This window comes from Rhodoligotrophos defluvii (assembly GCF_005281615.1).
Taxonomy (GTDB): domain Bacteria; phylum Pseudomonadota; class Alphaproteobacteria; order Rhizobiales; family Im1; genus Rhodoligotrophos; species Rhodoligotrophos defluvii.
In genome coordinates this window covers 166,964-178,400 of the sequence record NZ_SZZM01000007.1, presented here as the reverse complement: position 1 = coordinate 178,400, position 11,437 = coordinate 166,964, and the positions used below count along the sequence as shown (strand labels likewise).

Annotated in this window: 9 protein-coding genes; 1 reads left to right on the top strand and 8 read right to left on the bottom strand. The window is 66.3% G+C overall.

The genetic code is table 11. From position 1 onward, the window contains the following. The first annotated feature begins 109 nt into the window (after window positions 1-109). A complete protein-coding gene (locus E4P09_RS23380; protein WP_137392066.1) occupies window positions 110-1,147 on the top strand; it encodes a DUF1835 domain-containing protein in 1,038 nt (345 codons plus the stop codon). A gap of 44 nt (window positions 1,148-1,191) precedes the next feature. On the opposite strand, the gene tatC is transcribed toward E4P09_RS23380, so the two are convergent. The 8 genes from tatC to argS form a co-directional block, all read right to left on the bottom strand. After that, entirely contained in the window at window positions 1,192-1,989 is a 798-nt protein-coding gene (gene tatC / locus E4P09_RS23375; RefSeq protein WP_137392065.1) for a twin-arginine translocase subunit TatC, read from the bottom strand. A gap of 14 nt (window positions 1,990-2,003) precedes the next feature. Further along, window positions 2,004-2,543 (bottom strand): Sec-independent protein translocase protein TatB, encoded by a 540-nt coding sequence (gene tatB / locus E4P09_RS23370; RefSeq protein ID WP_137392064.1) that lies wholly within the window; start codon window positions 2,541-2,543, stop codon window positions 2,004-2,006. Window positions 2,544-2,689: 146 nt separating this feature from the next. Beyond that, window positions 2,690-3,802, bottom strand: a complete 1,113-nt coding sequence (locus tag E4P09_RS23365; protein ID WP_137392063.1) for an ABC transporter ATP-binding protein — start codon at window positions 3,800-3,802, stop codon at window positions 2,690-2,692. Between the two features lie 75 nt (window positions 3,803-3,877). Then, a complete protein-coding gene (gene scpB, locus E4P09_RS23360) occupies window positions 3,878-4,612 on the bottom strand; it encodes an SMC-Scp complex subunit ScpB (RefSeq protein ID WP_137392140.1) in 735 nt (244 codons plus the stop codon). Between the two features lie 71 nt (window positions 4,613-4,683). Continuing rightward, entirely contained in the window at window positions 4,684-5,553 is an 870-nt protein-coding gene (locus tag E4P09_RS23355) for a segregation and condensation protein A (RefSeq protein WP_239025336.1), read from the bottom strand. 33 nt (window positions 5,554-5,586) lie between these two features. Continuing rightward, window positions 5,587-6,603, bottom strand: a complete 1,017-nt coding sequence (gene nagZ, locus E4P09_RS23350) for a beta-N-acetylhexosaminidase (protein WP_137392062.1) — start codon at window positions 6,601-6,603, stop codon at window positions 5,587-5,589. Between the two features lie 47 nt (window positions 6,604-6,650). Further along, a complete protein-coding gene (locus E4P09_RS23345) occupies window positions 6,651-8,762 on the bottom strand; it encodes an SPOR domain-containing protein (protein WP_170984602.1) in 2,112 nt (703 codons plus the stop codon). Window positions 8,763-9,623: 861 nt separating this feature from the next. Next, on the bottom strand, window positions 9,624-11,369 hold the full coding sequence (gene argS, locus E4P09_RS23340; RefSeq protein ID WP_137392060.1) for an arginine--tRNA ligase: 1,746 nt from the start codon (window positions 11,367-11,369) through the stop codon (window positions 9,624-9,626). Between the last annotated feature and the right edge of the window lie 68 nt (window positions 11,370-11,437).

The following is an 11,437-nucleotide window of genomic DNA, read 5'->3' as shown; positions in this document are numbered from 1 at the left end:
CGGCTGTCACGAGTGACCAGCAATTGCCGATTCCGGGGCGACGAGCCCAGGAATCGTCGCATTCTGGGCCCACAGTCGCGCGGCTGGGAGTGACAGTGAGGTATGCTGAATGACATTGATCATCACCAATGGTGACATGGTCGCCGATACGTTGAAGACTGCCGGGCTCTCCACCACGATCGTTCCGTGGCGTGATACCCTGGTCGACGGCCCGGTGCCGCTGACCAGCGATCTTGCGACGCTGGACGAGATCCGCGCGGCCTTCCTCAGCGAAGCGTTCGCCGTACCCCGGCACGAGATCGAGGACGAATTTGCCGCCCGCCGCCAGCAGATCGATGCAATCACCCCCGGCCAGCCGGTCGAGCTGTGGTTCGAGCATGACCTCTATGACCAGCTGCAACTGTTCCAGACGCTGGACGCCTTGAACCGCAACGGCGCCGTGACCAACGTTCACCTGGTGCAGGCCAATGACTATCTCGGCCGCCATGCGCCCGATTCCATCATCCGCTTCGCCGGCGCCAAGCGCACCTTGACCGAGATCGACTTCGAGATCGGAAGCCAGGTGTGGACCGCCTATTGCGCCGCCACGCCCGAGGCGTGGGCCGCGCTGTCCACCGACCCCGATCTGGCGCGTTTTCCGTTCCTGCGCTCGGCCATGATCCGGGCCATCGAAGAGCTGCCCGGCGCCTATGACGGGTTGAGCCGCACCGAACGGCGCCTGCTGCAGGCTCTGGCCGAGGGGTATGCCACGCCGAACGAGCTTTTTGCTGACAACCAGCGCAGCGAGCAGGCGGTTTTCCTGGGAGATTGGAGTTTCTGGCGGCGGCTCGACGAGCTGGCCTTCGCGCCCGAGCCGCTGGTGAGCGGCCTGCCCGAGCGCTTCCGCGACATCCACTGTGAGGTCGCGGAAAGTTTCACCCCGGAGCTCCTGGTTCCGCAGGCGCCAGATCCGGAAAGGATCGAGGCTTATCTGAATGCCGAGCTTTCACTGACCACGTTCGGCCGCGCCGTGCTTTCCGGCCAGGCCGACCATGTGGAAAGAAACGGCATCGATCGGTGGTGGGGCGGCACGCATCTGACGACGCAGCGGTGCTGGCGCTGGGACGACCGCACCCAGGGGCTCGTCGCACCCGCTCCCGCCGGCTGAGCGCCGGCGCCACCACGCCCAAGATCTACGGGATCGGAGGCTGATCAGGCCTCCGCCTCGCCGGCCTCGCGGGCAGCTTGAAGCGCCGCCCGCCGCTTCTCGATCATTCGGCCAGCGATGATCGAGATTTCGTAGAGCCCGATGACCGGCAAGGCCAGGCCGATCTGGCTGAACGGGTCGGGCGGGGTCAGGATGGCGGCCATTGCAAACGCCGCGACGATGGCATAGCGCCGCTTGGACCGCAGCCCATCCGTCGTGATCAGGCCCACCTTCACCAACAGGGTCAGGATGACCGGCAGCTGGAAGCAGATGCCGAAGGCCAGCATCAGCGTCATGATCAGGTCGAGATACTCGCTGACCTTGGGCAAGAGCTCGATAATGGCACCGCTCGTGCCGGTCTGCTGGAAACTGGCGAAGAACGCGAGCGCAACGGGCAGCACGAAGAAATAGACGAGGCAGGCGCCCAGCAGGAACAGGAACGGGGTCGCGATCAGGAACGGCAGGAAGGCCTGGCGCTCGTTTTTGTAAAGGCCAGGCGCCACAAACATGTAGATCTGGCTGGCGATCACGGGAAAGCCCAGGAAAATGCCGCCCCAGAGCCCGATCTTGAGCTGAGTGAAGAAATATTCCTGAGGCGCGGTGTAGATCAGGCGCACCTGGGTGGCATCGCCCACGGCCCATTCGTAAGGCCAGATCAGGATGTTGAAAATATCGCTGGCGAAATAGAAGCAGACGAGGAATGCCACCAGCAGACCGAGCAGGGACTTGATCAGCCGTGAGCGCAGCTCGATCAAGTGATCGATCAGCGGGGCCTGGGTGGCGTCGATATCTTCTTTGCTCATCGGAGATTGGGGGCTCAACTGTCGCCGCGCCCAGCCACGGTTTCGGCCTTGGTTGCAGGCCTGCTGTCCTCGGGTGGCGCGCTGGGCGAAGGCTCGGCGGAGGACGCCGGGGCCGCGGACGAGGCCACCACGGTTTCGGCTCCAAGGGCATTTGCCTCATTGGCGGTGGAAACGCGCACCACGGTCGTATCCACACCATCTGAGGGGACGGCCTTGCCGTCCTCCGGCGTGGAGGTGCCCTCGGGCGTGGATGAAGCCGGGCTCACCGCCTTCTGTTCGAGGGTGGATTTGGTCTCGTCCACCTCCAGCGAGGAGGCGACGCTGCGGGCGATCACGCCGGAGGGCGAGGTGAGGCTGCGCACCTCCTCGAACCCCTTGCGCACGTCCTCGAAACCAGCCTGATCGAGCTGCCGCTGGAAATCGCCGGCCATCATGCGCAGCTTGCGCACGAAGCGACCGAGGCCGCGCAGCATGTCGGGCAGGTCCTTGGGACCGATAACGACGAGCGCCACCGCGGCGATGATCAGAAGCTCGGTCGCACTGATGTCAAACATTCACTTCAATACCTTGACGCCGTATCGGCAGACCAGTGCCACCCGCGCAGCCCTGCATTATCGCGGATGACCTGCCGGCCTGCAACGTCCACCACCGCGCCCCATATGGCAATAGCCTTGCGACGGGGGCAGCGGATGCGGCGATGTCACGCGCCGGTCGGAAACACCAGAACATGGTCTTCACGCAGCCGCAGCCGCACCACCTCGCCTTGGGCAAGATCCTGCTCGGCCGGCAAGCGGGCGATCAGCGGCTCCTGCAATCCGGCCACGCCGAGGGTCACCAGATTGACATCGCCGAAGAAGCGCAAATCCACCACATGCGCTTCCGGGCCAGTGGCCGCGATCTCGATGCCCTGCGGGCGGATCAGCACCTGCGCTCGGCTGCCCTCCGGCAAGTCCACCGCGAAGCGGCCCAGCGCCGTGTCCACCACTCCGTCCCGCACAATACCGGTAAGCTCGTTAACATCGCTGAAAAACCGGGCGGTCTGTGCATCGACAGGACGGCGGTAGAAGGCCTCGGGGCGATCGATCTGGATGAGCCGACCGGCCCTCAGGAGGGCGATGCGGTCAGCGACCCGCATCGCTTCCATCGGGTCGTGGGTCACCAGAAGCGCGCTTGCGCCAATCTCCTTGAGCAGGCCGAGGGTTTCGCCGCGCACCGCATCGCGCAGGCGCTGGTCGAGCCCGGAAAACGGCTCGTCCATCAGCAGAACCCCCGGTCTCGGCGCGATGGCACGGGCCAAGGCCACCCGCTGTTGCTCGCCACCCGAGACCTCATGCGGATATGCCTTGGCATAATGCTGCATGCCGACCCGTTGCAGGGCCGCCAGGGCTTCCCGACGTGCGGCGGCCCGGCTCAGGCGTTTCAGGCCATACGCCACGTTGTCCAGAATGCTCATATGCGGAAACAGGGCATAATCCTGGAACATGAGCCCGATGCCGCGCCGTTCCGGCGAGACCATGACCTCGGGCCCGGTGAGCACCCGCCCGCCCAGCAGCACCCGTCCGGCGATCGGCCGCTCGAGGCCCGCGGCAACCCTGAGCAGCGTGGTCTTCCCGCAGCCCGACGGTCCGAGCAGGCAGACGATCTCCCGCTGACACAGCGAGAAGGACACCTCGCAAATGGCCATGAGATCGCCATAGGCATGACTGACCCGGTCGAAGGTCAGCACAGTCTCGCCGGGTGCCGGCGTCTCAGACAGATGAGCGCCTTGACGGTCCGCAAGCTCGGCTTCTCGAATGGCAGTATGCAGAGTCATGGGCGGACCCTAGCAATTTTCATGCAGCTTGCCAGGATTTTCCGCCGGACAATCGGTCGCGCATCGGTGGACGGTTCACGCTTCGTCGGCGGCCGCTGGCAGATGCATCTCCAGCGCCGGCTCGAAACCATCCTCAATCGGGTCCTCATCCGGCGCGAGGGCGTCGCCCTCCGCAGGCAGCGGGATGTCGAAATCGGGCGGGAGGCCGGCATCGAGCAGTCCTGCCCCTTTGAGCTCGGACACGCCCGGCAGGTCGGCGAGGCTATCGAGCCCGAAATGAACCAGGAAGCCCTCGGTGGTGCCATAGGTAACCGGCCGGCCGGGGGTGCGCCGACGGCCGCGCATCTTGACCCAGCCCAGTTCCATGAGCGTGTCGAGCGTGCCCTTCGACAGGGATACACCGCGGATTTCCTCAATTTCGCCGCGGGTAACCGGCTGGTGATAGGCGATGATGCCGAGGGTCTCCATGGCGGCGCGCGAGAGTTTGCGCCGCTCGACGGCATCCACCTGCAGGGCGGAGGCGAGATCCGGCGCGGTGCGGAACGTCCATTTGCCGGCGACCCGCACGAGATTGACGCCCCTCCCCGCGTAAAGGCCTTGAAGCTCGCCGATCAAGCCATCGACATTGCAGCCCTCCGGCAGATTGCGCGCGAGATCAGCGGCGGCCACGGGCTCGCTGCTGGCGAAAATCACCGCTTCGACGATCCGCAGATGCTCCGTGCGATCAGCCTGGCGCAGATGGGTGACGTTCCCGCTGGCGACATCGCCATCCACATCGCCCGCGACAGGCGCGTCCGTCGCCAGCGGCATGGCCAGGTCCATAGGCTCGCCAAGCTCCATAAGATCATCCTGGGATTCGCGAATGCGATGGCGGGGTCGCATCATGTCCTCACAGCTCCCTCTGGGCCCTCTTGCCTGGCCCGCATGTAGATCGGCGCGAAATGCCCCTCCTGACGCATTTCGATCAGCCCGTCCCGGGCCATCTCCAGCGTGGCGCTGAAGCTCGACGCCAGCACGCTGCGCACCTGGCCCGGCCGCGCTAGATAGCGAAGCAGGAGGCCATCGAGCCGTGACCAATCGCGCAGACCGCCGACCAGCCGTTCCAACAGCTCGCGCGCTTCCTTCAACGGCATGACCGCCGGTGCCCGCACGCTGTAGGACCGATGCGCGACCAATTTTTGGCGGCGCTCGGCATAGGCCTGCAGCAAATCGAACAGTGTGTCTTCCTGGAGAACCCTCCGCTCGCCTGGCACCGGCTCGGGCGCGCCGCGGGCGAACACCTCGTCGCCCAGCTTGTCCCTGGCAAACAAAGCGGCTGCCGCGTCGCGCAAGGCCTGCAGCCGGCGCAGACGGAAGGCCAGCTGGGCAGCCAATTCCTCAGCGGGCTGTTCGTCTTCCGGTTCCGGCTCGGGCAGCAGCAGCCGCGACTTGAGATAGGCGAGCCACGCCGCCATCACCAGGTAGTCGGCGGCAACCTCCAGACGCATATGCCGTGCCTGCGCGATGAAATCGAGGTACTGCTCGGCAAGCCGCAAGATCGAGATGCGAGATAGGTCGACCTTCTGCTGTCGGGCCAAGGTGAGGAGCAGGTCGAGAGGACCCTCAAATCCCTCTACGTCGATGATGAGCGCCTCGGTCTGGCTGAGCGCAGCAGAGGACTCCGGGCCGCCTTCATCAGGTGGCCTGCGCAATGGCCCGTCACCATCGGGCCACTCGGCATCGAAGCCGTGACTTACCCCAGGCTCACGCACACTGCTCTTTCGCCCATCAAAAATCGGTACAGCTTACACCGATTCGGGCATGAGGACTGCCAGGTCTGCAAGGGCTGCGTCTCGGTCGAATGGCAAAGGCGCTTTCCGTCGGGCCAACGCCCCCTCGGCCCGGCGCATGGCCTCGCCCTCGAGCGGCGGTGCGACCTTCGCCACCTCGACCATTTCCGCCATCGCGCCATTGCAATGCAGGCCGACATCGCAACCCGCGGCAAGGCATCCTCCCATGCGATCGGCGAAAGACCCCGCCAGCGCCTGCATGCTGAGGTCGTCCGACATGAGCAGGCCATCGAAGCCGATCTCCCGCCGGATCACCTCGCCGATCACCTGCGGCGACGTGGTGGCCGGCCGCTCCGGGTCGAGCGCGGTGTAGACCACATGCGCCGTCATGGCGAGCGGCATGTCGGCCAGCGCCTTGAACGGCGCGAAATCGGTGGCCCGCAGCTCGTCCGCCGAGGTTTCGACGACCGGCAGGCTCAGATGACTGTCGACCCCGGCCCGACCATGGCCGGGCACATGCTTGATCACCGGGAGCACACCGCCGTCGAGCAGCGCCTCGCAGACCAGGCGCCCGAGCAGCGCGACCGTTTCCGGATCGCGGGCATAGGCGCGGTCGCCGATCACGTCATGCGCACCGGGCACCGGTATGTCGAGCACCGGCATGCAATCCACCGTAATGCCCAGCGTGGCCAGGTCTTCGGCCAGGAGCCGCGTCACGTTGTAAAGACTCCGGCGGCCGCGCTCCGGATCACGCTCGAACAGTTCGCCAAAGCGACGTCCGGCGGGATAGGTCGGCCAATGGGGTGGCTTCAGCCGCTGCACCCGTCCGCCTTCCTGGTCGATCAGCACCGGCGCTTCGCCGCGGCCGACCGTGTCGCGCATGGCATCAACCAGCCTGCGCACCTGCTCCGGCTCTTCGCAATTGCGCTTGAACAGAATGAAACCCCAGGGATCGGCCTCCCGAAAAAAGGCCTTTTCGTCTGAGGTCAATTCCACGCCGGAGCAGCCAACGATGAGAGCAGAGACTGTCATTGCAATGGTTTAAGAGAAAGGGCCAAACAGAATAGAAGTTTCGGCTGCTATTGCCGACGAACCAAGCAGTCCTTTTCCCCGGAGGCGATCAGCGTATTGCAGAGCTGAGAAGCGCCCTCTTGCGAAGCGAGTGGCCCGATACGCAGGCGATAGAACTTTCCGCGCGCCCCGAGGTCGGCTTCCTGGATGAACGGGGAAAGATTGCCGAGCAGCTGGGGAAAGCTTCTCTTTAGCCGGTTGAATTCGGTGGCGGCGTCCTGCTGGGTCCGGAACGAAGCAAGCTGGATGAGATATTGCCCGGCGGCGGAGACCGCCGGGGTCTGACCGGGCGTAGCGAGGGCAACCTGTTGCCCCGATGCGGCAGCCTGGACCGTCGGTGTGGCCGGGAGCCCCGGTGCGGTGAGCACCACCGGACCTTGCTGCGAGGCGGCGACGGCTGCGGGCGCCGGCGAGGATGTGGGCGCACGCGGTATGGCCGGCTTCGGCTTCGGCAATGGCGTGGTAGGCCGTGCAGCGGCCTCGGCAGGCGACGGGACCGGCTCCGCCTCCGCCGGGGCGTCGGCCGATGCGCCTTGCCCCGGCAGAGGAAAGCCCGTCAGCCTTCCGTCATCGCCCAGGCTAGCGCCTTCACCAGGCATCGCCGATGCCGCGGCAATCGTGGTGTCGCCATCCGTTATGGAAGACTGGTTTCCGGTCGGCGGCGGTGGAACGGCCGGTGGCAGCGCGCCCTGGTCCTCTGGCTCCGCTTCACCGTTCGGCATGGCGGGCATCAGCGGTTCTTCCTGGCGCGGCACCAGGCGTTCCTCGCCAGTGCCCGGGTTGTCGCCGAGAATACGATCGTAGATCAGCTTGCTCTGGCGCGGCACGATCGGCTCCTGCGCCCCCTCCTCCGGCTGGATCTTGGCCGGCTGGGTCGGCGCGGCGATGACCGGCGGGGTGTCGGACAGGCTGACCGTGCTCGATCCCCGCATCATGTAAACCGCAAGACCGATGATCACGATCACGCTCAAGGCACCGGCGCCGAGGTAGTAAGGCATGCGGCCCTCCAGGAAGGAAGGCCGCTCCATCCGGCTCTCGTATTCCCGATAGGCCTCCTGATACTCCGCAGCGCTGGGCCGCCGCTGCCCCGAGACACCTGCTGCCAAGGACGGATCGCTGCCATCCTCCACCTGGCGCAGCTCGCGGGCATGGGCGCCACGGTATCCGTCGTCGATCCCCGGCGTGCCGCCGTCATAGGCCGCATGCCCATCCTGCTCGTCCGCCAAGGCCGCCGCAGAGGCGGCGGACGCGGCGCGAAATACGGGTGGTTGCTCGCTGCCCTCGCGCGGTATGGCGCGCGCCGCAGGTCCACGGCTCACGCTTGGCCATACAGGCGTATCACCGGTCGGCGTCCGTCCTGCCGGCGTCATTCCTGATGAGCGCCTGTTGCGCTCCGCCAGTTCCTCGAATGTCCGCGGCCCCGTATCCTGTGCCGAGCCAAGCCGCGGCATGCGGGCCTCTCCGGCTGTGGTGCCGGCGGCATTCGCGCCGAGGCCACTTGCGCCGGCGGCCGGACCGCGCGCTTCCGCAATGCCGCCCCCCGGACGAAGCTCGCGGCGAATGCCCGGCGCGACCGGCGCTTCGGCACGCGGCGCAGGAGCCTGGGCCAGCTCGTCACGCGATTGCTCCCCCAAGGGCGCTGGCCCCAAGGGCGCTGGCGACCGCACGGAAGGGGATGCCGCGCCTGTGCCCAGCCCGCCGAGCCCCTTCCTTGCCGCCTGCATCGGCTCCGCGGGCTCGGTGAGAACGGGCGACACCGCGATGTCGCTCAAGGAAAGATCGGCGGCATCCTGCTCGCTCACATCCGCAAGCGAGGCGGAATACTGCTCGGACGGTGCAGGGCTCGGCTGCCGGAAATGGGAAAAGTCCGAACGGCCGAAGCTGATCGGACGCTCGCGGGCCGGCGTATCGGCAGGCTTGCCCTCTTCCGCGGGGTTGACGCGCAACGCCGGCTCGATGGGCTGTACAACCCCTGCAGCAGCCGCCGGTTCCGCCCGGTTGCCGATCACCCGCGCCAGATCCGGCCGAGGCACGGCACGCGTTTCGCCGGCAGGCGGGAGCGGGCCCGCCTCGTTCGGCGGCAGCGACGGGCGCAGCTCCGGACGCAGGCGCGGCGGCATATCCCCTTCCGCCTCGGACCGCGCCGCTGGACGGGCAAGAGGCCCAGGCGCCACACCATCCGATGGTGGTGCGCCGATCCCCGGCCGCGCGAGCCCAGCGGTCCGCTGTGGCTGACCGGCTATGGCGGGTCTGACCGTTGGTTCCGCTGCACCTCCCCGCGGCATGCCTCCCGGCGGGACAGCTGCCCTTTGCGGGCTTCCCGCAGGGGGGCCAGCCGCTGCCGGTGCACCGGGCGGCAGAGTTCCGCGCCCGGTGGGAGGGCTCGGCAGATCAGCTGGTGCCACACCTGGCCGTGGCTGGAACGGCCTTGGCTGCAAGGGCTGCCGCAGCCGAGGCTCCGATGGCGCACCGGCTTGGCCCCGAACGGGATGGCTGTCCAGGCGCGGCTCTCCCGGCACGCTACGGGGCGCGGCGGGCGCTGATTGCGGCTGCCCGCCGCCTGCCCCAAGCGGCGGGCGCAGACCGGGCCGATCGATGGTCCCGCCCGGCTCGCGCTCGAGGCCTGCCTGTGATGCGGCCCGTTCGGCGCCATTGGCGGATGGCGGAGTGAAGACCCCATTCCCGGCAGAGGGGACCGGGCCCGAACGAGCGCTCAACCGTGGCTCGCGAAGATCGGAACTCGGCGGACGCGGCTCGAAGCGACGTGTGAGCGGCTCGGGACGGGTAGGCTGCGCCGGCTGCTCGCCTTCGCTTGCCTCCCGTGGCGCAAACTGGTTACCAAGCTTGGGCAGCATGCGCGGGTCGCCCTGCCCGCCCCGGGCTGCCTCCGCATTCAGACCAAGACGCTCCCGCCAACTCGGCCTATCCCGGCGCGTTGCATCATTCCTGTTGTCATTATCATCCATAAGGGACGTCCGCCGTCACATCTCCATCACCGGCTTAACCCCGATGATACGCAAACCATTCTGCAGAACATACCTAATCGCGCGCAGCATTGCGAGCCGCGCGTATGTGGCATTAGCATTTTGAGTAATAATGAACCGCAAATGCGGCAACTCTTTGCCGCGATTCCAAAGCGCATGAAAATCGCTCGCGAGATCATAGAGATAATGCGCGATTCTGTGCGGCTCTTGTGACAGGGCCGCCGCCTGGAAGATCCGGGGATATTCCGCAAGCCGCTTAATGATCGCCAGTTCCGCCTCGTCGGTCAACACGGACAGGTCGGCCGCCTCGAGGTCTCCATCCGTAAAGGACTGTTTCAGCTCGCTTTCCGCGTTGCGGAACACTGAGCAGATTCGCGCGTGAGCATATTGCACGTAGAAGACCGGGTTGTCGCGCGATTGCTCCGTCACCTTCTCGAAATCGAAGTCGAGGGGCGCATCGTTCTTCCGGTACAGCATCATGAAGCGCACGACATCCGCGCCGACCTCGTCGACGACGTCACGCAACGTGACGAACTCACCCGCGCGCTTGGACATCCGCACCGGCTCGCCCCCGCGGAAGAGCTTGACCAGCTGGCACAGCCGGACGATCACCCGGGCCCTGTCGCCCGCTATGGCGCGTCCCACCGCCTCCAGGCGCTTGACATAGCCGCCATGGTCCGCGCCCAGGACATAGATCATTTCCTTGAAGCCGCGGATGAACTTCGAGCGGAAATAAGCCACGTCAGCCGCAAAATAGGTGTAGCTGCCGTCCGACTTCTGCAGCGGCCGGTCGATGTCGTCGCCAAAGTCGGACGCGCGGAACAGGAGCTGCTCGCGATCCTCCCAATCCTCCGATGGCTGGCCCTTCGGCGGCGGCAGGCGCCCCTCGTAGACGAGCCCGCGCTGCTTGAACTCGGCAATCATCTCCGGGATGTCGTGATCGTGCAGGGTGGCTTCGGAGAAGAACACTTCGTGGCGCACATTGAGCGCAACGAGATCCTCGCGGATCAGGTCCATCATGGCGGCCACGGTGAAGTCGCGGACGATGGCCAGCGCCTCCGCTTCGGGTTTTTGCATGAGGCTGCGCCCGTACTGCTCGGCAAGGGCCGCGCCAACCGGCTTGAGGTAGCTTCCGGGGTAGAGGCCGGCCGGTATCTCGCCGATATCTTCGCCGAGCGCTTCCCGGTAGCGCAGGAAAGCCGAACGGGCGAGCACGTCGATCTGCGCCCCGGCGTCATTGATGTAATATTCGCGCGTGACGTCATAGCCGGCAGCGGCCAGCAGATTGGCCAGGGCATCGCCGAACACGGCGCCGCGGCAGTGGCCGACATGGAGGGGCCCGGTCGGATTGGCCGAAACGTATTCAACGTTCACCTTCTCGCCCTGGCCGAGATTGGCTGCGCCGAAAGCTTCCCCTTCCCGGAGCGCGGCGGCCACGACCTTGGGCCAGAAGCTCGGCTTCAGGCGCAGATTGACGAAGCCAGGCCCCGCCACTTCGGCGGCGGCAACTTCGGGCGTGCCTTCCAGTTCCAGGGCGAGATCGATGGCAATCTCGCGCGGCTTGCGCCCGGCCGCTTTGCCCAGGATAAGTGCAGCATTGGTCGAGACCTCGCCGTGGCTCGGATCGCGCGGCGGCTCGACGATCACGCGGGAAAGGTCGAGCCCCTGTGGGAGACGGCCTCGCGCAATCAGCCGGTCGATGGCAGCCTCAACGATCGTCTCGAAATGCGCGAAAATATTCATCCCGATGAGGACTCCCTACTGTACAACTAGCGTTAGCAGATCGGCTCTGCCCAAATGTTAACGGCTGG